We start from the raw sequence: 23,077 nt of genomic DNA, 5'->3' as shown, positions 1-23,077 counted from the left end.
CCCAGACCCGCCGACACGAAGCCCGCCGCAGGCGCGAGGTTTCGAGGCTCGCTGGCGCTCGCACCTCAACCACCCGATGGGTGACACGAAGCCCGCCGCAGGCGAACCGTCAGTCCTGGACCGCCTTCGCGATCGTCACGCAGAGGGTCAGCCACTGGTCATCGGACATCCCGCGCTCGGGCGGGGGGTCGAAGATCTGTTCGGCGGCCAGGTTCAGCATCCGCACGATCACCCAGTCGCGGGCGCGCTGCTCGTCGAAGCCGGCGGCGTCGACGAGCGTGTGGAAGCGCCGCCGGATGCCGTCACGGACGCTCTCGGGCCTGCTGGGTGCGGCGAGCTCGGCGTACCGGTTCCACAGCATCGGGGCGATCTCGTAGTGCGGGTCGCCGTTCACGGGCTTCGGGTCGATCGCCAGCCAGTCGCCGGCCTCGTCCAGGAGGACGTTCTCGTAGTGCAGGTCGGTGTGGATCAGCGTGCCCGTCGTCGCCGGGTCGGTCGCGAAGTCACGGCACAGGGAGACCGCCTGCTCGACCAGCCGTCGCGGCAACGGCGCGCTGCGCGGGAGGGAGGTCATCGCGTCCGCCGACCGCGCGACGACGTCCGTGAGGAGGCGAAGCTGGTTGAAGGCTGGGATGTGCAGCAACCCGTAGAGCTCCGCGACCGCGGTGCAGGCCTCCACGTCCCAGGCCTCGCCGAGGCTCACGTCACGCAGCGCCTCGAGCAGCATCGCCCGGCGGCGCGGGTCGGCCCGCAGCAGCGGTACGGCGCCACGGCCGGCCCAGTGGCTGAGCGCCAGGTGCTCGTGCTCGGTCTCGACCTCCGGGAAGGAGACCTTGAGCATGGCGCGCTTGCCACCGGCAGTGACGACCGGCACCACGAGCGCGCAGTAGCCGTGCATCATCCAGCCGTCGGGGCGCAGCTCCCACTCGGCGTACAGGTCGCGCACCAGCGCCGGGAGCGCGTCGACCCAGTCGGCCCAGGCCGGTCCGCGGTCGGACATGCTCAACACGCCGTCCGGCAGCCGCATGCGGCCTACTTCTTGCCCTTCTCCGAAGGCGCGGTGGTGGAGAGCGCGGCGATGAAGGCCTCCTGGGGCACCTCGACGCGGCCGACCATCTTCATCCGCTTCTTGCCTTCCTTCTGCTTCTCCAGCAGCTTGCGCTTGCGGGTGATGTCGCCGCCGTAGCACTTGGCGAGCACGTCCTTGCGCATCGCACGGATCGTCTCCCGGGCGATCACGCGGGCGCCGATCGCGGCCTGGATCGGCACCTCGAACTGCTGGCGCGGGATCAGCTCGCGCAGCTTGCCCGCGAGCATCACGCCGTACGCGTACGCCGCGTCGCGGTGCACGATCGCGCTGAACGCGTCGACCGGCTCTCCCTGGAGCAGGATGTCGACCTTGACCAGGTCGGCGGGCTGGTCGCCGACCGGCTCGTAGTCGAGCGAGGCGTAGCCCTTGGTGCGGGACTTCAGCTGGTCGAAGAAGTCGTAGACGATCTCGGCCAGCGGGAGGGTGTAGCGCATCTCGACGCGGTCCTCGGAGAGGTAGTCCATGCCCTGCAGCTGACCGCGCTTGGACTGGCAGAGCTCCATGATCGCGCCGATGTAGTCGCTGGGGCTGAGGATCGTCGCCTTCACGACCGGTTCGCGAACCTCGGCGATCTTGCCGTCGGGGTACTCGCTGGGGTTGGTGACGGTGTGCTCCTTGCCGTCCTCCATCACGACCTTGTAGACCACGTTGGGCGCGGTGCTGATCAGGTCGAGGTTGAACTCGCGCTCGAGCCGCTCGCGGACGATCTCCATGTGCAGCAGGCCGAGGAAGCCGCACCGGAACCCGAACCCGAGCGCTCCCGACGTCTCCGGCTCGTAGGCCAGCGCCGCGTCGTTGAGCTGCAGCCGCTCGAGGGCGTCGCGCAGCGTCGGGTAGTCGTCGCCGTCGATCGGGTAGAGCCCGGCGAACACCATCGGGTTGGGGTGCTTGTAGCCGCCGAGCGCCTGGGTCGCCCCGTGGTGCTGGCTGGTGACGGTGTCACCGACGCGGGACTGGCGGACGTCCTTCACGCCGGTGATCAGGTAGCCGACCTCGCCGACGCCGAGGTCGCCTGCCTTGATCGGCTCCGGGCTGATCACGCCGACCTCGAGCATCTCGTGGACCACGCCGGTCGACATCATCTTGATCCGGTCGCGGTGGGAGAGCTTGCCGTCGACGACCCGGACGTAGGTGACCACGCCGCGGTAGGTGTCGTAGACCGAGTCGAAGATCAGGGCCCGAGGCGGCGCGTCGGCGTCGCCGACGGGCGCGGGGGTGTGGGCGACGATGTGGTCGAGCAGCTCGCGTACGCCGACTCCGGTCTTCGCGCTGACCTGCAGCACGTCGCCCGGGTCGCAGCCGATGATCCCGGCCAGCTCGGCGGCGTACTTCTCCGGGTTGGCCGAGGGCAGGTCGATCTTGTTGAGCACCGGGATGATCTGGAGGTCGGCGCCGAGCGCGAGGTAGAGGTTCGCCAGGGTCTGGGCCTCGATGCCCTGCGCGGCGTCGACGAGCAGCACCGCGGCCTCGCACGCCTCCAGGGACCGCGACACCTCGTAGGTGAAGTCGACGTGGCCCGGGGTGTCGATCATGTTGAGGATGTAGGTGCCGGGCTCGGCGCCGGCGACGTTGTCGGCCTCGACCGTCCACGGCATCCGCACGGCCTGGCTCTTGATCGTGATGCCGCGCTCGCGCTCGATGTCCATCCGGTCGAGGTACTGGGCGCGGGCGTTGCGCTCCTCGACGACGCCGGTCAGCTGGAGCATCCGGTCGGCCAGCGTCGACTTCCCGTGGTCGATGTGGGCGATGATGCAGAAGTTGCGGATGATCGCAGGGTCGGTCTTGCCCGGCTGGGGCGCGCTGGACAGGGACACGCAGACTCTCTTCAGGCTCACTTCGGTGCGGCTTCGGGCGAACCGTCATTCTCCCATGCCCGCGGGCATGGTCGAGTCAGGTGCGCAGCCAGGCCAGGACCGCGAGCACTCGGCGGTGCTCGTCGGCCGTGGGGTGCAGGTCGAGCTTGGTCATGATCCGGGCGATGTGGCTCTCCACGGTGCGCAGGTCGATCACCAGGTCCGCGGCGATCGCCGCGTTGCTGCGGCCCTGCGCCATCAGCTCGAGCACCTCGCGCTCGCGCCCACTCAAACGGTCGAGCTGGTCGACGAGACCGCTGTTGCCCATCAGGTGGGAGACCACGGCCGGGTCCAGGACCGTGCCCCCCGCGAGGATGGTCTGCATCGCCTGCACCAGGACGTCCACGTCGACCACCCGGTCCTTGAGCAGGTAGCCGAAGCGTTGCGGGTGGGCGCGGGCGAGGTCCACGACGTACCGGCTCTCCAGGGACTGCGACAGCAGCAGGATCCCGAGGTCGGGGTACTCCTCGCGGAGCTCCACCGCGGCCTTCGCCCCCTCGTGGGTGTACGACGGGGGCATCCGGATGTCTATCACGGCCAGGTCGGGTGCGTGCTCCGCGACGGCGGCGACCAGCTGTTCGGCGTCACTCACCGCTGCCACCACCTCGGTGCCCGTCTCGGCGAGAAGGCGCGCGAGGCCGTCGCGGAGCAGCCCGGAGTCGTCCGCGATCACGACACGCACGGAAGCTCCGCCCGGATGGTCGTGCCCGAGCCTGCACCGGAGACGATCTCGAGCGTCCCGCCGGCGGCCTCGACGCGGTCGCGCATGCCCCGAAGGCCGGGACCGTCCGGGTTCGCGCCGCCCCGCCCGTCGTCGCACACGGCGATCCCCAGGGCCAGGTCCTGCGTGGCCACGCCCACGCGGACCCTGGTCGCGTGGGAGTGCTTCTGGGCGTTGACCAGGGCCTCGCCGATCACCAGCCAGGCCGTGAACTCCACAGCGGGGTCGAGCCTGCCCACCTGGACGTCCAGCTCGAGACGGAGCGGGGAGTGCCGGGCGAGGTCGTCCAGCGCGGCCGGCAGACCGCCGTCGGTGAGCGCCGCCGGGTGCAGCCCGTTGGCCAGCTCGCGGAGCTCGCGGACGGCGGACTGCGCCGCGGTCGCGCCGGCGGCGAGCGCGGAGCGCATCCGCTCGGTGTCGCCGCTCAAGTCGGCCGACCTCAGCTCGAATGCCATTGCCAGCAGCCGCTGCTGGGCGCCGTCGTGCAGGTCGCGCTCGATCCGCCTGCGCTCGTCGCGCTGCGCGTCGGCCAGACGACGACGCGAGCGCTCGACGTCGTCCAGCCGACGGGCGAGCTCCGCACGGAGGCCGGCGTTGTCGAGCTCGGCCGCGGCCAGCCGGGCCACGGCTCGCACGACCTCGACGTCGGTGCGTCCAGCGTCGAAGCCGACCCTCGCCACGATACGTCCGTGGCGCTCGACGTCGTGCCAGGCAGCCATGCCCGGCGCCGGAAGTCCGGCGCCGCCGACCCACGTCCCCGGCTCTGGTCCCGGGTACGCCACCGTCACCGCCGGGTCCTCCAGCGCGCGCCGGAACAAGGCCTCGAGGTCGCGCCCGGCCCGCTGGTCGGCCAGCTCGGCCCCGACCAGTCGGACGGCCTCGTAGCGCCGTCGGTTGAACCGACGGTCGATGAGGTCCTGGATCGCGCGGTGGGCGGGCGCGGCGATCGCCGCCGCGGCCAGGGCGCCCAGGGTCGCCGCGATCGCCGGCGAGGTCGACCAGCGCTGGGCCCCGCGGGCGGCGAACCACACGACCAGGGCGTACGTGCCGATCAGCAGCAGGCTCAGCACGACGTAGGTCGTGGTCCGCGCGAGGACCCGCTCGACGTCGTACAGGTGGTAGCGGGTGATCGAGAGTCCTGCAGCGACCGGGACCAGGACGACGAATCCACCGGTGGCCAGCACGGTGCCGGCCTGGCTCTCCGCGTGCGCGGCCACGAATGCTCCGACCACGAACACCGGCAGCGGAACCACCACGAGGGCGAGCCAGAGCAGCTGCCGACGTTCCTCACCACGAGCACGCCGCCACCGGAGCAGGAGCGAGAGACCGGCGCCGACGAGCCCAGCGGCGACGACCAGCACCAACCCGTACTCGATCCAGGCAGCCGCCGGCTGGATCGCGGGCACCGCCCACGGGTTCTCGACGTCCTGGAACGGCCTTTCGAACGGGTCGGTCTTGAACAGGGACAGCACGAAGGCCACGACACCCGCGGCGGTCACCACCCGGGCCAGGTTTCGCCATCGAGGTGAGAGGAACGTCCCCGTGGGGGTGAGGAGGAGGACCAGGGCGACCAGGACGAACCAAGGGATCCAGGTGGCGTCGTTGACCGCGGCCACCACACCGGTCGCCGGCAGGGAGCCGGGGTGGACGATGCTTCCCCACTCGATCCACGCCTCGAGGGGCCCGGACACGAGGATCGTCGCGCTCAGCGCGAGAAACAGCCATCCGACCGGGTGCCAGGGCTGGCTGCGCGTGATGGCGACGCCGACCAGTGCCGCCGAGGCGATGCCGAGGATCAGGACCCAGGTGTCCGGGCCGAAGCTGGCCAGGTCGGCGCGCCCGGCCCGGACCAGGAGCCGGTCGGACACCAGCCCGACGCTCAGCAGTGCGACCTCGATCGTGACGACCGAGGTGGCGACCCAGCGTGCGCGGCGCGCGTCCACTCCCGCAGCGTGCCACGGCTGCAGGCCCCACGTATCCGTGATGGCACGGCAACCCGTGGGGTGCGGGCACCGCCTCGGAGTTCCGCGCCCGCTCCGATGTTCCCGACCCCGGGTCGGACGAGGCTGACGACATGACCATCACCAGTGCACCTCCCCGACCCACTGCCGTCGACGGCCCGTCCGCGGGCCGCCGCACCATGGTGACGCTCGCCGTCATCTACCTCGGACTCTTCGCCGTGCTCATGGCGACCGGTGCCGACCGTGAACCCGACGCGAACCCCGCGAAGCTGATCGCTGACTACGGCGTCAGCCGCACCGGCGCCCAGCTGATGACCTACACCGCCGTTGTCACCGGCGTCGTCCTGGTGTTCTTCGGCGCCGCGCTGCGTTCGGTGCTCGTCTCCCGCGGGCGCCGGTGGACGACCGACATCGTGATGCTCGGCTTCGCGCTGATGGCGATCACGCTCGTGACCTGGGCGGTCACTGCGCTCGCGCTGTACCACGCCGTGGACATCGGTGACACGAAGGTCGTGCAGGCGATCAACGTCCTCGACACCACCAACTTCCCGTTCGCGATGCTGGGCATGGCGTGCACGCTCCTCGCGGTCGGCGTCACCGCGCTGCGTGAGCAGGCGCTGCCGACCTGGCTGTGCTGGGTCTCGATCGTGCTCGGCGCGATGTCACCGCTCGGGCCGCTCGCGTTCGCGCCGTTCTTCCTGTTCGCGGTCTGGACCGTCGTCGTCGCGGCGACGATCCGCCTTCCCGAAGCCGCCTGATTTCGTCGCGTCGACCCCGCTCGGGGCAGCCGGGGGCTGCCCTACGCTTCGATCCATGAAGCGGATGAGTGGGGTCGACGCGGCGTTCTGGTACGGCGAGACGCCGGCCTGGCACATGCACATCGGAGCGGTCGCGATCCACGAGACCGCGGACGCCCCCGACTTCAGCTTCGAGGCGGTCCGCAAGATCGTGATCGAGCGGCTCCCGCAGATGCCCCAGCTGCGCTGGAAGGTCGTCGAAGCACCGCTGGGCATGGACCGGCCGTGGTTCGTCGAGGACGAGAACCTCGACCCGGACTTCCACATCCGCCGGATCGGCGTACCGCAGCCGGGGACGCGCAAGGAGCTCGACGAGCTGGTCAGCAGGCTGATGTCCTACAAGCTCGACCGGTCCCGCCCGCTGTGGGAGCTGTGGGTGATCGAGGGGCTGCAGAAGGGCCGGGTCGCGACGCTGACCAAGATGCACCACTCGATCGTCGACGGCGTCTCCGGCGCGGGGCTCGGGGAGATCCTGCTCGACGTGACGCCGGAGCCGCGGCCGCCGTCGGAGGAGGTCGTCCACGGCATCGGCAGCAGCGGTCCACACCCGGTGAAGGCGCTCGCCGAGGCGTGGGTCAACGTCGCCGTACGCACTCCCGTGCGGGTCGCGGGGATCGTGAGCCAGACGATGCGCCAGCAGCTGGCCGTGCGTGGCCTCGACAACAAGCCACCGCGGTTCTTCAGCGCGCCGGCCACCCGCTTCAACGCGACCCTGAGCCCGCACCGTCGGATCACCGGCGTACGGATCGAGCTCGACCGGGTCAAGGCGCTCAAGGACGCGTACGGCGTGAAGCTCAACGACGTCGTCCTCGCCCTCGTGTCCGGCGCGCTGCGCCACTACTTCGCCGAGCGCGAGGGCATCCCGAGCAAGCCGCTGATCGCGCAGATCCCCGTCTCGACCCGTACCGGCGACACCGCCGGGCACGTCGGCAACCAGGTGAGCTCGATGACGGTCAGCCTGGCCACCGACGTCGAGGACGCCGCCGAGCGGATCAAGGCCATCTACGAGAGCTCGCAGGGCGCCAAGGAGATGGCGAAGGCGCTGAGCGCGCGCCAGATCATGCAGCTGCCCGACATCACTCCCCCGGGCCTGCTCCAGATCGCGTCCCGCGCCTACACGATGAGCGGGCTGTCGAACAGCCTCGCGCCGATCAACCTCGTCGTCTCGAACGTCCCGGGCCCGAGCTTCCCGCTCTACATGGCGACCGCCCCGCTGCGCTCGCTGCTCCCGATCGGCCCGCTGGTCCTCGACGTCGCCCTGAACATCACCGTCTTCAGCTACCTCGACTCGATCGACTTCGGGTTCGTCAGCACCCCCGAGGTCGCCCCCGACCTCGACCAGCTCGCCGACGCGGTGCGCGACGCGCTGGTCGAGCTGGAGGAGGCTGCGGGGATCCAGGCGGCCGGCTGACCGTGGCGATCGAGCCACACCCAACCGACCCGCCGCCTGATCCGTCTGGTGGCTGGAGAGAACCCCGGACGTGAGGCTTCAGGTGTTCGACAGCTTTCGGCACGAGGACAGGGACGGCCCCTTCGTGGAGTACGTCGCCGCCCGCCGCGCCGTGCTGTACCGAACGGCGTACCTCATCTGCGGCGACGCCCATCGCGCCGATGACCTCGTGCAGGTCGCGCTGGCCAAGGCGTACGTCGCATGGCCGCGACTGGCGAGGGTCGGCAACGTGGATGCCTACGTGCGCCGCATCCTGGTGAACGCACACGTGGACGAGACGCGCCGCGGCTGGCGTCGGGAGCGGCCCGGGCTGCCCGAGATCGACGAGCCGGCGCCCGTCCCGAGGGGCGAGGACAACGAGGAGCTGTGGGCGGCGCTTCGGGCGCTCGCGCCCGGCCAGCGCCGCGCGGTCGTCCTGCGCCACTACTGGGGCCTCTCCGTCGAGGAGACCGCGGCCGACCTGGGCGTCAGCCCCGGCACGGTCAAGAGCCAGACCTCCGACGCGCTCGCTCGCCTGCGCCGCGCGCTGTCCGAGGCCGGAACAGGAGCAGACCATGATCGAGCTCGATGAGCGCATGCAGCGGCTGGCCGAGAGCATCGAGCTCCCGCCCACCACACCCGAGGACGACCTGGCCCGGGGACGAGCCCGTCGCCGACACCGCAACCTCGGCGCGCTCGGAGCCGGCCTGACCACGGCCGTCGTGATCGGGACCTGCGTCGTGCTGCTGTCCGCGGGCAGCGGCAACCGCGGCGCCGGTCCGGACATCGCGGGGCAGCCGTCGGCGACCGCGGGGTCCGAGGACGACGCTGCGCGGAGCAGGGCTGCGGCGGAGGCTGCGCTGCGAGACGAACACGCCCGGGCCGCGGCGCAGGCTCAGCTGGAGGCCGAGCAGCACCACCTCATGGGAGTCGCTGACAGCCGGATCACCCAGCTGCTCGACGATTACCGGGACATCCTGCGCGAGGACCTCGACCCGGGCGGCACCCGCATCCAGACCGACCCGATCACGAACCGGCAGGGCGCCGACCAGACCTTGGGCACGAAGCTCGACTGGAACCACGGGGGGCTGCTGCAGGTCGCCGTCGGACGCACGCTGGACGAGGTGCAGTTCTTCTGCGACGGAGCCTGCACCCACCGATCGGTGCCCGGCGCGACAGACGCCCTGGTGCTGAGGTCGGGCACCGCGATCTCCGTGGCGGTGTTCCAGGAGGACGGCGACGTCGTCGCTCTGACCGCGGACACGTCGTTCGGCAACAACGGCACCTCGACCCAGAGCCTGGGCCTGAGCGTGGACGAGCTGCTCGCGGCTGCGGCCGACCCGCGGCTCCAGGCACCGGTCGCCGGGTCCGGCAGCAGTCCTTCTCCGCCCGGGCCCTGACCCGTCGAAAGGCCATCGGAAAACCCGGACACCGACGTGCTGCCCTCCCTACCCTGACGCACAGTCGCCGTCACCAGGAGGAAGCCATGTCCCGGTCCCGTGCTCTCTGCGTCGGAGTCGCGACGCTTCCTTTGCTCCTCGCCGTCACCGCGTGCGGCGGTGGTGGCAACTCGAACGCAAGCGGGAACAGTGGTGGCACCAGCAGCGCCTCGCCCTCGACGTACACCACGCCCACGCCGCTCCCCACGCCGAGCGCCACCGACACCGCTGCTGCCGCCACCGGCGCCGGCGCCGACGTCCAGCTCCACGTGACCGGCGCCAAGACCCTCGACGTCTCGGGTCACGGCGCCGCCGCCTTCTGCGCCTACTACTTCCCGGCCAACCAGACCGGCGTCAGCATCCAGGCGACGTCGTCGGACTTCCCGGGCACGGGCACCTGGAGCATGCACATCCAGGGCAACGACGCGAACACGGTCGGCCTGCTGCTCGCGATCGACGATGCGCAGTTCTCGGGCAACAACGGGGACGACCCCGCATCCATGCAACAGGGCGGAACGATCACGGTCAGCGACGACGTGAAGAACGCCCAGTTCGACATGCAGCTGGTCAACATCGTGAACCATGGCCAGACCATCAAGGTGACCGGCAGCGTCAGCTGCAGCTGAGCGGTGCGGCCCCGACCCGACTCAGGATGTGCCGCCGGGTGCCGCGGAGTGGTCCGTCGGCACCCAGAACCGCAGCTTGCCGCCGCGGGCGTCCTCGAAGACACCGCCGTTGCGCTCGATGACGAGGCGGGACGCGACGTTGTCGTCGTCGCACGTCAGGAGCGCCCGGTCGATGCCGAGGTCGCGGGCGATCGGCAGCGCCGCGGCCAGCATGGCGGTCGCGTGACCCTCGCGGCGGCGGGAGGCGCGCACGTCGTACCCGATGTGGCCGCCGACCTCACGGAGCCACTCGTTGAGCTCGTGCCGGATCGACATCCGGCCGACGTAGCCCTGGTCGTCGACCCACCAGAGGTTCGTGCACAGCACCCAGTCGGGGTCGTCGACGTGGTCGCGCTCCCCGACCCGCTGGGCGACGTACGCCGCGAAACCCGCGTCGGTCTCCCAGCGCCCCGTCCAGTCCTCCAGGTCGCGACCGATCCCGGAACCGTCACCGGTGCGTCCCTCCGCCGCGAACTCGGCCATGGCGGCGAGGAAGGAGTCCTTGAGGGTGACGTCGGGGACGACGAGCGCGGCCATGCGCCCGAGTGTGTCGGTCACCGTCGATCCGCGCATCCGGCTTTCGCCATCCCCGCGGTCTGTTTGAATCGGGCTGATGAGCGTCTTCACCACGCCGGTCGGCCCGGAAGCGATCGACCAGGTCCCGCACGGGCACACGGCCTTCCGCCTCGACTGGGGCTTCCTGCCCCGCGACGTCCGCGCACTCGTCGAGGACCGGCTCGGCGGCCCGGTCGTGTCGGCGGCGTCGCAGGACAGCGGCTTCACACCGGGTTTCGCGTCCGTGCTGACCACCGCGGCGGGGAATCAGGGGTTCGTGAAGGCCGCGAGCAAGGCTGCGCAGAGCGAGATCGCGGCGTCGTACGCCGAGGAGGCCCGCAATCTGTCCCTGCTCGGTGGCGGGATCCCGACACCTCGCCTCGAGTGGGTTCACGAGGACGACGCGTGGGTGGTGCTCGGCTTCGAGGCGGTCGCCGCTCGGCAGCCGCGTCGGCCGTGGACCGTCGAGGACCTGGAGCGGGCCCTGGACCTGGCCGAGGCGATCGCAGCAGCGACCGAGTCGATACCCGACGGTCTCGACCTGAAGCCGATCGTCGAGGACCTCCCGCAGATCGTGACCGGGTGGGACAGCGTGCCGACCGAGTGGCCCCACCACACCGAGGCCGCAGCACTGGCAGCCGGCATGGCCGACCTGCCGCACGCCGACCGGTTCGCGCACAGCGACCTCCGCGACGACAACATCCTCTTCGCCGTCGACGGGCGCACGCTGGCGTGTGACTGGAACTGGCCCGCCCTCGCCCCGGCCTGGCTCGACCTCGTCGTCCTTCTGGTCTCGGCGCACGGCGACGGCCTCGACGTCGAACCGCTCCTGGCTCGCCGCGACCTCACCCGCGACGTCGACCCGGAGCACGTCGACACCTGGCTGGCCGCGCTCTGCGGCTTCATGCTCAGCAGCCGGGCCCGACCGGTGCCCTCGACCTCGCCGTACCTGCGGACGCACGCGAGCTGGTACGCCGAGGCCGCCTGGTCGTGGCTGGCGCGGCGGCGGGGCTGGGGCTGAACGAGTCGTTTGGGGTTGCGCCTGCGGCGGGCTTCGTGTCTCCGGGTCTGGGTGGGTGTCGGCCGGATGTGGGGTGGCCGGTGCCGGGTGCAGGGTGCCTGCGGCGCTTGTGCGGCTGCGCCGCACGGGGGTCCGTGGTTGCGGGTGCGGGTGCGTGTCCCGGTGACCCCCTCGCTCGCTGGGGAGTGCGCGTCGCCCCGACTTCTGTGCCGCTGCCGCCGGGTTTGGTCTTGGGGCGCCGCGCGATCCCTTGACGCGAGCCTTCGGGCGCCCGCGGGCCCCGCCCCCGCCTCGGAGGTCACGGTCCCCGGGTGGTGGAGAAACGGGATGGGTCACCAGGGGTCGTCGAGCCGGCCCGCCATCGGGCCCGATGGGTTTTCCATCTCCCCCCGGGTTGGCGGGGCTTCCCGGTGGGTGGCGGGCGGCTCCCGTAGGTGGACGGGGACGGGTGCGCCCGCGAGCCGTGGATGGGCCTGGCCTCCGTGGAGCCGGTCCTCCCCGAGGAGCCTGCGACGAGGGCAGGACCGGCGCAACGGGTGGTTGGCTCGTGGGCGCACCCGGCACCGGCCACCCCACACCGCCCGCCACACACCCAGACCCGCAGACACGAAGCCCGCCGCAGGCGACAGCGCCGCAGGCGCAACCGCCGCCGATTTGGGCGGCGCGTCCGCGCGCTGATATCGTGTCCGCTTGTGTCTGGGCCACCGGCCCGCACCCCTCAGACTCCGATTCCCGCACGACGAAACGAAGAGACAGGCGAGCCCCCGTGGCAAACATCAAGTCCCAGATCAAGCGCAACCGGCAGAACGAAGCCGCCCACGAGCGCAACAAGGCCGTGAAGTCGGCTCTGAAGACCTCCGTGCGCAAGTTCCGCGAGGCCGCTGCCGCCGGCGACGCCGACCAGGCCAAGACCCTCGCCGCGACCGCCGGCAAGGCGCTCGACAAGGCTGCCTCCAAGGGTGTCATCCACAAGAACCAGGCCGCGAACCGCAAGTCCGCGATCCAGAAGAAGGCCTCGTCGCTCTGACGCAGGCCTGACCGCCGAAGAGGCGCCGCCCCACCGGGGCCGGCGCCTTTTTCGCGTCGTGAGCCCTCGCGGCCCCGGATCAGACCCGGTTCAGACCCGCTGGGGACGGGCCCGGACGACGCCGAGCACCATCTTCTCCAGCGCGTACGACGCGTCGTGCGCCTTGCCCTTGATCTCCGCGTCGGCGGCGGCCACGACCCGGATCGCACGGGCGATGCCGTCCTCGTCCCACCCGCGCGCCTGGTCACGCAGGATGTCCAGCTTCCAGCTCGGCACCCCGACCTCGCGCATGAGGTCGGCGTTGCGCATGCCGCGGGGCGCGGACTTGAACTTCGCGAGACCTCGGAGGCCGCCGGCCACGGCGCTGGTGACCAGGACCGGGGCGATGCCGCCGTCCAGCGCCCAGCGCAGCTCCTCGAGCGCCTTCGCCGTGCGCCCGAAGATGGCGTGGTCGGCCACCGCGAACGACTTCGCCTCGGCGCGACCGCCGAAGTAGGTCTTGACCATGTCGATCGTCACCGGTCGGCCCTCGAAGTCACCGGCCAGCTGGCTGGCCGCGGCGGACAGCGACCGGAGGTCCTGGCCGACCGCCTGCACCAGGAAGGCGGCCGCGTCGGCGTCGATCTTCACCTTGTGGCCACGCAGCTCGTTGGCGACGAAGTTGGGGTACTCCCGCGCGGTCAGCGCGGCGGTCTTCACCTCGGTCACCGCGGCCGACTTGCGCAGCTTGGCGAGCACGCCGCTCCCCTTCGCGCCGCCGCTGTGCACGAGCACGAGGGCGACCTGGTCGGCGGGCGCGCCGGCGTACTCGAGCAGGCCGGGGGCCGACTCGTCGGGGAGGTCCTCGAGCCGTCGCACCACCACGCAGCGGGTCGAGGAGAACAGCGACGGCGCGGCCAGCTCCCCCAGCGTGGCCATGGTCAGCTGGTCGGCGACGGTCTCGCTCATCTCGGCCTCGGGGTCGGCCCTGCGACAGGCGGCGCGCACCTGCTGGACCGTGCGCTCGGCGAGGAACTCCTCGGGCCCGGTGACCAGGGTGACCCTGCCGAGCACCTGGGCGGGGTCCGGAGCAGCCATGGCGGCAGCCTCTCACGGCGTCCCGACATCACGGGACGTGCCCCGTGCCGCTCGTTCTGCCGCCCGGCACGGGCCGTACACGCGGCATCCGGCTGGCCGACCGGAGCCGTCCCTCCTCGTCGACGACCACCGCCACGTCGCCGTCGAGATCGGTACGCCGCACCTGCATGCGGGCGTCGCGCAGCAGCTGCAGCGTCGACGGAGCCGGGTGGCCGTAGTCGTTGTCGACGCCGACCGAGATCACCGCGAGCCGTGCGCCCAGCCCCTCGACGAGGTCGGCGTCCTGCTTGCTGCTGCCGTGGTGGGCGACCTTGAGCACGTCGGCCCGCAGCCCGGTGGTGGTCCGGCGCAGGTCGGCCTGGGAAGGCCGCTCCTCGTCGCCCATCAGCAGCAGGCGCACGCCGCGGACGTCCACGAGCATCACGACGCTCGCGTCGTTCGGCGGCGAGTCGGAGTCCGGGTACTCCGTACGGACCGGGCCGAGCACCTGCCACCGGAGCGGCCCGATCGTCGTGGTCTCGCCGTACGTCACCGCGCGCACCGGTACGCCGGCCCGGCGCGCGATCGACTCGACCAGCCGGGAGCCGCCCGCGGGGTCGGCCACCGGCGACGTCTCGATCTGCCCGACGCGGCGCCCGGACAGGACGCCGGCAAGACCGTCGACGTGGTCGGCGTGGAAGTGCGTGATCACCACGATCGGCACGACGCGGACGCCCAGCCTGTCCAGGCAGAGGTCCATCAGGTGCGGGTCCGGACCGGTGTCGACGACCACCGCGCTGTGCCCACCGAGGTTGAGCACCAGGCCGTCGCCCTGCCCGATGTCGCACGCGACCAGCACCCAGCCGCGCGGCGGCCAGCCCGGTGTGGGCAGCGGGACGAGCGTGGCGACCACGAGGACCCCGCAGAAGCCGACCACGAGGCCGCGCCGCGCGAGCACGTCGGCCAGCACGAGAGCCGCGGCGCCGCACAGCAGCGTGAGCAGGGCCACCGACGCCCAGTCCGCCGTCCACCCGATCGCGGCGACCGGCAGGGCCGCGCTGGTCCGGGCCACCGCGATGATCCAGGCCGCGGACCAACCCGCCGGTGCGGCCACCACCTGCCCCAGAGGAGCCCAGGCCACGGCGAGCACGCCACCGACGAGCCCCAGCACGGTCGCCGGGCCGACCGCCCACGCCACCGCGAGGTTGGCGCCCACGGCGACGAGGCTGACCTGGCCGGAGATCGCGGCGACCAGGGGCGTGCACGCGAGCTGGGCGGCCAGCGGGACGGCGACCGCCTCCGCTGCCCACCGCGGCAGCCAGTGGCCCAGCGCGTCACGCCACGGCGGCGCGAGGACGAGGATGCCGGCGGTGGCACAGACGGAGAGCGCGAAGCCGGCGGAGCGCGCCAGCCACGGATCGACCAGGAGCAGGACGAGGACGGCCACCCCCAGGGCACGCGCGCCCCGTTCCCTGCCGCGCGGGCCCAGCCCGAGCAGGGCGACCGAGCCCATGACCGCCGCGCGCAGGACGCTCGGCTCGGTGCGGGCGAGCAGCACGAAGCCGACGACCCCGATGACGCCCACCGCCACGAGTCCGTAGGCCCGGACGCCGCACCAGCGCGCCATCACCAGCAGGAACCCCACGATCAGGGTGAGGTTCGTCCCGCTGACCGCGAGCAGGTGGGTCAGTCCGGCGGTCCGGAAGTCCGCGGCCAGGTCGTCGGCCAGACCGCCGTCGTCGCCGTCGACGAGCGCCGGCACCAGCGCGCGGGGGCCCGGGGGCTGAGGCGCGACGGCCCGCCTGATGCCTGCGCGCACGTGGTCGACGGCGGCGAGGAGGGGGCCGGGGCTGGCGACGACCGTCGGCGGCCCGCGAGCGATCAGCACCGCGGCCAGCTCCGGCCCCGTCGAGCGGTCCAGCCGTCCGGAGACCCGGAGCCGGGTGCCGAGCCGCAGATCGGCCCATCGCGGGTCGGCGATCACCACCACCGGCGTCCGAAGGCGCACGCGTCGTCCGCGCGCCGTCAGGTCCTCCAGCACCGCGCGGAAGTGGACGAAGCGCGTCCGTCCGCGTCCCAGGACCGGGTCGGAGCGCACCACGAGCGTGCCCTGCACGGCCGCCCGATCGGCGGCGAGATCCCGCACCGGTGTGACCCCCACCGACTCCACGTGCAGCAGCGCGGAGGCGGCGACCGCGGCGCCGGCCACCAGCCAGCCGACCTGGGTCCGCACCGGCAGCCGACGTTGTCGTCGAGCGAGGACGGCCAGCAGACCCAGCCCGAGCAGCCCGCCGCACAGCCAGTGCGGCAGCCCGAGCACGAGCAGCGCCGCCGCCCAGGCGACGAGACCCAGCGCGGGCGTCCGGAGGTCGGCCCTCATCGGCCCGGTCAGAGGGTGAGCCGCGGAGCCATGTCGGCCAGGGTCTTCTCGCCGATGCCGTCGACCTCGAGCAGCTCGTCGATCGCTGTGAACGATCCGTGCGCGGTGCGCCAGTCCAGGATCTTCTGAGCCGTCACCGGACCGACGCCGGGCAGCCCGTCCAGCTGCTCGAGCGTCGCGGTGTTCAGGTTGACCAGCGCGCCGTCCGCGGGTGACGCTCCCGGCGCGGAGGAGGCCGAGGCGGCCACGCCCGGCGCCGCCGCGACGCCCACCAGGATCTGCTCGCCGTCGACGAGCACGCGGGCCAGGTTCAACGACGTGAGGTCGACCCCGGGCCGGGCCCCACCGGCCTGTCGGATCGCGTCCACGACGCGGGAGCCGGCCGGAAGCGTCGCCACGCCGGGACGACGCACCTTGCCGGCCACGTCGACCACCACCGAGCCACCCGCCGGGCCGGCGCCGGAGGCCGTCGGGTCGGCCCCCGGCGCGCCCGCCGGGCTCGGGAGCGCGACCGGCGCGGACTGCCCGCTCGACCCGCGCGACCGGCCGGACAGCGAACCGGCGGATGAGGTCGCCGCAGACGTGTGCGCCTGCGGCACCGCGGTCACCGTCGGTCGGGCGCGGATCGTCGCGTACGCCGTCACCGCGAGCGCGACCGCCGCGACCACGGCCAGGACCGCGACGTGGCCCGTGCCGAGGGAGACCCGCCCCCTCAGGGTTGCCGGAAGTCGGTCCTGCAACCAGGCCACGCCGCGGCCGCTCCACGACGCAGGACGGCGCCGGGAGTGCCGCCCCGGTTCGCCGACCAGGGCGGGCTGCACCGGCCAGGGTTCGGCTCCCCCTGCGCCGGCGTCGTCGTCTGCGTGCCACACCTCGGGCCGATCCGCGTCGTCGTCGCGCCGCGGTGTGAAGCCGGCGCCGGCCAGCTCGGCGCCGAGCAGGGCGAGGCGTCGGCGGGCTGCTTCGGCGACCTCGTCGGGTGGCTGCTTGCGCATGGCGGGACGCTACGAAGGGCCGGGGGGCCGGTGAGACCGGAGCCCGGACGCCTGTGCAGAACCCTTCCGGCGGCGCAGGTGTGGACGATCAGCGGCGCGCGACGCACACCGCGACCATGCCCGGGCCCACATGGGCTCCCAGCACGGCGCCGATCTCCCCGAGGGTCACCGGCCGGCCCTCGAGCCCGGCCGACAGTCGCTCGGTCAGCCGCTCGGCCAGGGTGCCGGCCCGGTCGAGGCTGGCCAGGTGGGCGACCGCCACGTCGACGGGCGCGCTGCCGGCGGCCTCGACCGCGAGCTCCTCCAGGCGGTTCAGTGCCTTGCCGGCGGTGCGCACCCGTTCGAAGGGCGCCACCCGACCGTCCTCGATCCGCAGGATCGGCTTCACCGCCAGGGCCGAGCCGATCAGCGCCGAGGCCGCGCCCATGCGCCCGCCGCGACGCAGGTACTCCAGCGTGTCGACGTAGAACAGCGACGTGGCGGTGCTCGCCCGCTTGCGCGCGGCCGAGGCCACCGCGGAGGCATCCCCGCCCGCGTCGCGCACGTCGGCGGCAGCGAGCACAGCGAATCCGGTCCCCATCCCCACCTGGCGGCTGTCGACCGCGTGCACCGGCACCGGTGCCCGCCGAGCGGCGAGCTGGGCCGACTCGAACGTTCCGCTCAGCTCGCCCGACAGGTGGATCGAGACGATCTCGGTCGCACCGCCCTTCGCCAGCCGCTCGTAGACCTCGAGCATCTGGTCGGGGTTCGGCCGGGACGTGCTCACCGGCGTCCAGGCCCGGAGCGCCTCGGCCAGCATCTCCGGCGTCACACCACCGTCGGTGCCCTCGTCGTACGACGTCGCCCCGATCACGACCTGGAGCGGGACCACCGTGATGTCGCGTTCCGTGGTCAGCTCCGCCGGCAGGGAGGCCGTGGAGTCCGTGACGAGCGCGACCGGCATGCGCCGAAGCCTAGTGGTTTCGGCAGGCTCGACCAGCACGGGCACAAGGCTCGACCGGCCGGGCGCCCGAAGGTCAGACGACGATGTTGACCAGCTTCGGCGCGCGCACGATGACCTTGCGCACGGTGGCGCCGTCCAGGGCGCGCTGGACCGCGTCGTCGGCCAGGGCGGCGGCCTCCAGGTCGGCCTCGGAGATGTCCGGGGACACCTCGAGACGGGCGCGCACCTTGCCCTTCACCTGGACCACGGCGGTCACGGAGTCCTCGACCAGCAGGGTCTCGTCGACGACCGGCCACGTGGTCCGGGCGACGCTGGGCTCGTGGCCCAGCCGGTCCCACATCTCCTCCGCCGTGTACGGCGCGACCAGGGACAGCAGGACGGCCACGGCCTCGGCCGCCTCGCGGACCGCCGGGTCGGCGGGACCGCAGCCGCTGTCGATCGCCTTGCGGGTGGCGTTGACCAGCTCCATGACGCGGGCGACCATCACGTTGAACCGCTTGGACTCGACCAGCTCCGCGGCGTCGTGCACGGTGCGGTGGGTCACCCGGCGCAGCGCCACGTCACCCTTCTCGGCCGAGACCCCGGGCGTCGAGGTGACGTCACCGCTCAGCCGCCAGGCGCGCTGCAGGAACCGCAGCGAACCGGCCGGCGAGACGTCGGCCCAGTCGATGTTGTCCTCCGGCGGGCCGGCGAAGACCAGGGTCAGCCGGACCGCGTCGACGCCGAACTCCTCGAGCTGGGCGCCCAGGTTGACGCCGTTGCCCAGCGACTTGCTCATCTTCTTGCCCTGGTTGATCACCACGCCCTGGTTGAGCTGCGCGGCGAACGGCTCGCGGAAGTCCAGCAGACCCATGTCGGCCAGCACCTTGGTGAAGAACCGGGCGTACAGCAGGTGCAGCACGGCGTGCTCGACACCGCCGACGTAGATGTCGCACGGCATCCACGCGTTCACCTGCTCGGGGTCGAACGCCTGGGTGTCGTCGTGGGGCGAGCAGTAGCGCAGGAAGTACCACGAGCTGTCCACGAAGGTGTCCATGGTGTCGGAGTCACGCTTCGCCGGACCGCCGCACTGCGGGCAGTCGACGTTGACCCAGTCCTCCGCGGCTGCGAGCGGGGAGACGCCCTTCGGCTTCAGGTCCGCGCCGCGCAGCTCGGGCAGCTCGACCGGCAGCTGGTCCTCGGGGACCGCGACCTCGCCGCAGGTCTCGCAGTGGATCACCGGGATCGGGCAGCCCCAGTAGCGCTGCCGGCTCAGCAGCCAGTCGCGCAGCCGGAAGTTCACCGCGCCGCTCCCCCGGCCCTCGGACTCCAGCCGCTCGATGATCGTGCGGATGCCGGCGACCTTGTCGGTCAGGCCGTCCAGCGGCCCGGAGTTCACGTACACCCCGTCGCCGGTGGTCGCCTGGTAGGTCTCCTCCGGGTTGGGCTCACCGGTGTCGACGACGCGACGCACGGGCAGACCCATCGCCTTCGCGAAGTCCAGGTCGCGCTGGTCGTGCGCCGGAACCGCCATGATCGCGCCGGTGCCGTAGTCGGCCAGCACGTAGTCGCTGGCCCAGACCGCGATCTCCTCGCCGTTGACCGGGTTGATCGCCGTGACGCCCAGGTCGACTCCGGTCTTCGGCCGGTCGGTGGACAGCCGGTCGATGTCGGAGGCCTTGCGGGTCTCGGCCAGGTAGGCCTCGTACGCCGGCCGCTGCGCCTCGGTGACCAGCTCGGCGGCCAACGGGGCGTCGGCCGCGACGACCATGAACGTCGCGCCGTACAGGGTGTCCGGCCGGGTCGTGTAGACCTCGAGGTCGCGGTCGCCCGACTCCGTGCGCACCGTGAAGGTGACGTGGGCGCCTTCCGACCGGCCGATCCAGTTGCGCTGCGCGGTCACGACGCGGTCGGGCCAGGTCGGCGCCAGGGCGTCCAGGTCGTCGAGCAGCTCCTGGGCGTACTCGGTGATCTTGAAGTACCACTGGTTCAGCTCGCGCTTGGTGACCTCGGCGCCGCAGCGCTCGCAGCGGCCGTCGACGACCTGCTCGTTGGCCAGCACGGTCTGGTCGTTCGGGCACCAGTTGACCGGGCTGTCCTTGCGGTAGGCCAGGCCGCGCTCGCGGAACTTCAGGAACAGCCACTGGGTCCAGCGGTAGTACTCGGGGTCGGAGGTGTGCAGCCGACGCGACCAGTCGAAGGCCACGGCGTACCGCTTGAACGACGCGGCCTGCGTCTCGATGTTCGCGTAGGTGTACGTCGCGGGGTGCTCGTTGTTGCGGATCGCGGCGTTCTCGGCCGGCAGGCCGAAGGAGTCCCAGCCCATCGGGTTGAGCACCTCGTAGCCGCGCAGCCACCAGTAGCGCGCGATCACGTCGTGCAGGGCGGTGACCTCGGCGTGGCCCATGTGCAGGTCGCCGCTGGGGTAGGGGAACATCGTGAGCGCGTAGCGCTTCTCGCGCGGGCTGGCGTCGTCGGCGCGGAAGGGGTCCAGACGCTCCCACACCGGCAGCCACTTGGCCTCGACCGCGTGCACGTCGTAGCCGACCTGCTCGTCGCGGTCCTGGTCTCGCTCGCTCATCCTTGCCACTCCTGAAGTCCTCCGAGGTCGGTCCGTCCCAGCCCACAAAAAAGCCCCTCGTGCAGGAGGGGCGGCCGCATCGACGTGTCGTCTCGACGCGGCTAGGGAAGGAGCTGGGTGGACCTCACGGGCAACATGCTACTCGTTCCGCTCGGCACCCACGGACGCCCGGTAGTCTCGTCTGCCTGCTGGGGTGGAGAGGACACGACGGATGAGGTACCGGGCATGAGCTGGTTGGTCACGGGCGGGGCGGGCTACATCGGGTCGCACGTCGTGCGGGCCTTCGAGGAGGCCGGTCTCGAGGCCGTCGTGGTCGACGACCTGTCCAGCGGCCACCGGGAGTTCGTCGGTCCCGAGACGCCGTTCGTCGAGGGCACGATCCTCGACACCGACCTGCTCGCGCGCGCCTGCAAGGAGCACGCGGTCGAGGGCGTCGTCCACCTCGCCGGGTTCAAGTACGCCGGGGTGTCGGTGCAGCGGCCGCTGCACACCTACAACCAGAACGTCACCGGCACGGTGAGCCTGCTCGACGCGATGGCGCAGGCCGGCGTCGAGCACATGGTGTTCTCCTCGAGCGCGGCCACGTTCGGCACGCCCGACGTCGACGTGGTCACCGAGACGACGCCCGGCCGCCCGGAGTCGCCGTACGGCGAGAGCAAGCTGGTCGGCGAGTGGCTGATCCGTGACCAGGCAGTCGCGACCGGGTTGCGGCACACGTCGCTGCGCTACTTCAACGTGGTCGGCTCGGGCAGCGACGACCTGTACGACACCAGCCCGCACAACCTGTTCCCGCTGATCTTCGAGGCCCTGATCGAGGGCCGCACACCACGGATCAACGGCGACGACTACGACACGCCCGACGGCACCTGCGTGCGTGACTACGTCCACGTCAGCGACCTCGCCGACGCCCACCTGGTCGCCGCACGCCGGCTGGCCGCGGGCGACGCGCTCGAGCCGGTCTACAACCTCGGCAGCGGTGACGGGGTGTCGGTGCGGCAGATCATGGACGCCGTGCGCGACGTCACCGGCATCGACTTCACCCCCGAGATCGGCCCCCGCCGGCCCGGCGACCCGGCCCGCATCGTCGCCAGCGGCGAGCTCGCGGCCCGCGACCTCGGCTGGGCCATGCGCCACGACCTGCGCGACATGGTGGCCTCGGCCTGGCGCGCCCGCCAGCACGCGGCAGGAGCCTGACCGTGCTCGCGCTGCGGCCCAGCTGCGAGTGCTGCGACCGCGACCTGCCGCCCGACTCCCCCGACGCGATGATCTGCACCTACGAGTGCACGTTCTGCGCCGACTGCGTCGCGGGCTGCCTCGACGGTCGCTGCCCCAACTGCGGCGGCAACTTCGCCCCGCGGCCGGTCCGGCCGCCGGCGATGCTCGCGAAGGACCCGGCGAGCACGGACCGCGTGTTCCAGCCGGGACTGCACCGCGCCTGACGCGTCGGCGTCGCCACCCGGCATGATCTCCCCCATGACGATCAACGAGCTCTTCCGCCTCGACGGCAAGGTGGCCGTGGTCACCGGTGCCTCCTCCGGACTCGGCGTCGCGTTCGCCCAGGCCCTGGCCGAGGCCGGCGCCGACGTCGCCCTGGGTGCCCGCCGCCTCGACCGGCTCCACGACACCGCGGCCCTGGTCAAGGAGGCCGGTCGCACGCCGCTGAGCGTCCAGACCGACGTCACCGACCCGGAGTCCTGCCAGGCGCTCGTCGACGCGGCGATGCTGGAGTTCGGCCGGGTCGACATCCTGGTCAACAACGCCGGCATCGGCACCGCCGTACCGGCGACGCGTGAGGAGCCGCAGCAGTTCCGCGACGTCATCGAGGTCAACCTCAACGGCTGCTACTGGATGGCCCAGGCCTGCGGCCGCGTGATGCAGCCGGGCAGCTCGATCATCAACATCTCCTCGGTGCTCGGCCTCACCACCGCCGGGCTCCCGCAGGCCGCGTACGCCGCGTCGAAGGCCGGCCTCATCGGTCTCACCCGCGACCTCGCCCAGCAGTGGACGGGCCGCAAGGGCATCCGGGTCAACGCGGTGGCGCCCGGGTTCTTCGAGTCCGAGATGACCGACCAGTACCCACCCGGCTACCTCGAGTCGCAGATGCACCGCAACCCGATGGGCCGCAAGGGTGACCCGCGCGAGCTGGCCGCGACCGTGGTGTTCCTCGCCTCCGAGGCCGGCGGCTACATCACCGGGCAGACGCTCGCGGTCGACGGCGGGATGACGATCACCTGAGGACCGGTGGTCCGTGCTCCTCCTGTGGTTGAGGTGCGAGCGCCAGCGAGCCTCGAAACCAGGGCCTTGCCCGGGCCCGCTGGTCGAGCTTGCCGAGACCTCTCTCGGCGGGTCGCGGCCTGTGCCGGGGGAACGGGCAGCGACGACGCGGTACGGCGTGGGGCCTTGTCTTGTCGTCGGGTGCGGTTGTGCGGTGCCTCGGTGGTTGAGGTGCGAGCGCCGGCGAGCCTCGAAACCACGCTGTTCGGCAGAGACGCAACCACCGGTGGTTGAGCTTGCCGAAACCGCTCTTGTCGGGCCGCGGTCTCTGCCGGGGGAACGAGCAGCGACGACGGGTACGGCGTGGGGCG

The 23,077-nt window shown here is 72.2% G+C and carries 20 protein-coding genes; 10 read left to right on the top strand and 10 right to left on the bottom strand.

Features of this window, described 5'->3' with window-relative positions; translation table 11 throughout:
• Positions 1-109 precede the first annotated feature (109 nt).
• From EFL26_RS12890 to EFL26_RS12875, 4 genes are all read right to left on the bottom strand, one after another.
• Positions 110-1,027 carry an aminoglycoside phosphotransferase family protein gene (locus tag EFL26_RS12890; protein ID WP_123223260.1) on the bottom strand — a complete coding sequence of 306 codons (918 nt, stop codon included), beginning with the start codon at positions 1,025-1,027 and terminating at the stop codon, positions 110-112.
• 5 nt (positions 1,028-1,032) lie between these two features.
• The gene (lepA, locus tag EFL26_RS12885; protein ID WP_123223801.1) at positions 1,033-2,898 is read right to left on the bottom strand and encodes a translation elongation factor 4; all 1,866 of its coding nucleotides are present in this window, start codon (positions 2,896-2,898) and stop codon (positions 1,033-1,035) included.
• 82 nt (positions 2,899-2,980) lie between these two features.
• The gene (locus tag EFL26_RS12880; protein WP_123223259.1) at positions 2,981-3,625 is read right to left on the bottom strand and encodes a LuxR C-terminal-related transcriptional regulator; all 645 of its coding nucleotides are present in this window, start codon (positions 3,623-3,625) and stop codon (positions 2,981-2,983) included.
• Entirely contained in the window at positions 3,613-5,607 is a 1,995-nt protein-coding gene (locus EFL26_RS12875; RefSeq protein ID WP_123223258.1) for a sensor histidine kinase, read from the bottom strand. The genes EFL26_RS12880 and EFL26_RS12875 overlap by 13 nt, the downstream gene beginning before the upstream one ends.
• 131 nt (positions 5,608-5,738) lie before the next feature.
• Between EFL26_RS12875 and EFL26_RS12870 the strand changes: the two genes are divergently transcribed.
• The 5 genes from EFL26_RS12870 (at position 5,739) to EFL26_RS24235 (ending at position 9,916) form a co-directional block, all read left to right on the top strand.
• Positions 5,739-6,383 (top strand): hypothetical protein, encoded by a 645-nt coding sequence (locus EFL26_RS12870; protein WP_123223257.1) that lies wholly within the window; start codon positions 5,739-5,741, stop codon positions 6,381-6,383.
• A 55-nt stretch (positions 6,384-6,438) separates the two neighbouring features.
• On the top strand, positions 6,439-7,833 hold the full coding sequence (locus EFL26_RS12865; RefSeq protein WP_123223256.1) for a WS/DGAT/MGAT family O-acyltransferase: 1,395 nt from the start codon (positions 6,439-6,441) through the stop codon (positions 7,831-7,833).
• A gap of 70 nt (positions 7,834-7,903) precedes the next feature.
• On the top strand, positions 7,904-8,443 hold the full coding sequence (locus EFL26_RS12860) for a SigE family RNA polymerase sigma factor (protein ID WP_246000170.1): 540 nt from the start codon (positions 7,904-7,906) through the stop codon (positions 8,441-8,443).
• Positions 8,427-9,251: a hypothetical protein gene (locus tag EFL26_RS12855; protein ID WP_123223254.1), complete on the top strand. Its 825-nt coding sequence runs from the start codon at positions 8,427-8,429 to the stop codon at positions 9,249-9,251. The genes EFL26_RS12860 and EFL26_RS12855 overlap by 17 nt, the downstream gene beginning before the upstream one ends.
• A gap of 86 nt (positions 9,252-9,337) precedes the next feature.
• The gene (locus EFL26_RS24235; RefSeq protein ID WP_183408173.1) at positions 9,338-9,916 is read left to right on the top strand and encodes a hypothetical protein; all 579 of its coding nucleotides are present in this window, start codon (positions 9,338-9,340) and stop codon (positions 9,914-9,916) included.
• Positions 9,917-9,937: 21 nt separating this feature from the next.
• On the opposite strand, the gene EFL26_RS12845 is transcribed toward EFL26_RS24235, so the two are convergent.
• The gene (locus EFL26_RS12845; RefSeq protein WP_221176943.1) at positions 9,938-10,492 is read right to left on the bottom strand and encodes a GNAT family N-acetyltransferase; all 555 of its coding nucleotides are present in this window, start codon (positions 10,490-10,492) and stop codon (positions 9,938-9,940) included.
• 76 nt (positions 10,493-10,568) lie between these two features.
• On the opposite strand from EFL26_RS12845, the gene EFL26_RS12840 reads away from it, so the two are divergent.
• Positions 10,569-11,531 carry a phosphotransferase family protein gene (locus EFL26_RS12840; protein ID WP_123223253.1) on the top strand — a complete coding sequence of 321 codons (963 nt, stop codon included), beginning with the start codon at positions 10,569-10,571 and terminating at the stop codon, positions 11,529-11,531.
• Positions 11,532-12,297: 766 nt separating this feature from the next.
• A complete protein-coding gene (gene rpsT / locus EFL26_RS12835; RefSeq protein WP_123223252.1) occupies positions 12,298-12,558 on the top strand; it encodes a 30S ribosomal protein S20 in 261 nt (86 codons plus the stop codon).
• Positions 12,559-12,648: 90 nt separating this feature from the next.
• Here the strand turns inward: rpsT and holA are convergent, their stop codons facing one another.
• From holA to leuS, 5 genes are all read right to left on the bottom strand, one after another.
• Positions 12,649-13,635 (bottom strand): DNA polymerase III subunit delta, encoded by a 987-nt coding sequence (gene holA / locus EFL26_RS12830; RefSeq protein WP_123223251.1) that lies wholly within the window; start codon positions 13,633-13,635, stop codon positions 12,649-12,651.
• A gap of 28 nt (positions 13,636-13,663) precedes the next feature.
• Entirely contained in the window at positions 13,664-15,994 is a 2,331-nt protein-coding gene (locus EFL26_RS12825; RefSeq protein ID WP_123223250.1) for a ComEC/Rec2 family competence protein, read from the bottom strand.
• Positions 15,995-16,002: 8 nt separating this feature from the next.
• Positions 16,003-16,989: a ComEA family DNA-binding protein gene (locus EFL26_RS12820; RefSeq protein WP_123223249.1), complete on the bottom strand. Its 987-nt coding sequence runs from the start codon at positions 16,987-16,989 to the stop codon at positions 16,003-16,005.
• An 88-nt stretch (positions 16,990-17,077) separates the two neighbouring features.
• A complete protein-coding gene (locus EFL26_RS12815) occupies positions 17,078-17,932 on the bottom strand; it encodes a DegV family protein (RefSeq protein ID WP_123223248.1) in 855 nt (284 codons plus the stop codon).
• A gap of 73 nt (positions 17,933-18,005) precedes the next feature.
• Positions 18,006-20,492 (bottom strand): leucine--tRNA ligase, encoded by a 2,487-nt coding sequence (gene leuS, locus EFL26_RS12810; protein WP_123223247.1) that lies wholly within the window; start codon positions 20,490-20,492, stop codon positions 18,006-18,008.
• A gap of 225 nt (positions 20,493-20,717) precedes the next feature.
• On the opposite strand from leuS, the gene galE reads away from it, so the two are divergent.
• From galE to EFL26_RS12795, 3 genes are read left to right on the top strand one after another with little or no spacing between them, the layout of a single operon-like run.
• Entirely contained in the window at positions 20,718-21,686 is a 969-nt protein-coding gene (gene galE, locus EFL26_RS12805) for a UDP-glucose 4-epimerase GalE (protein WP_123223246.1), read from the top strand.
• 2 nt (positions 21,687-21,688) lie between these two features.
• Positions 21,689-21,931, top strand: coding sequence for a DUF1272 domain-containing protein (locus tag EFL26_RS12800; protein WP_123223245.1), 243 nt, complete (start codon positions 21,689-21,691; stop codon positions 21,929-21,931).
• Positions 21,932-21,965: 34 nt separating this feature from the next.
• Positions 21,966-22,727 (top strand): SDR family NAD(P)-dependent oxidoreductase, encoded by a 762-nt coding sequence (locus EFL26_RS12795; RefSeq protein ID WP_123223244.1) that lies wholly within the window; start codon positions 21,966-21,968, stop codon positions 22,725-22,727.
• Positions 22,728-23,077: the final 350 nt, after the last annotated feature.

Origin of the sequence: Nocardioides pocheonensis (genome assembly GCF_003725535.1) — a bacterium.
Lineage (GTDB): Bacteria > Actinomycetota > Actinomycetes > Propionibacteriales > Nocardioidaceae > Marmoricola > Marmoricola pocheonensis.
Note: the sequence above shows the minus strand (reverse complement) of the source record. Positions and strands in the feature narration are given on the sequence as shown.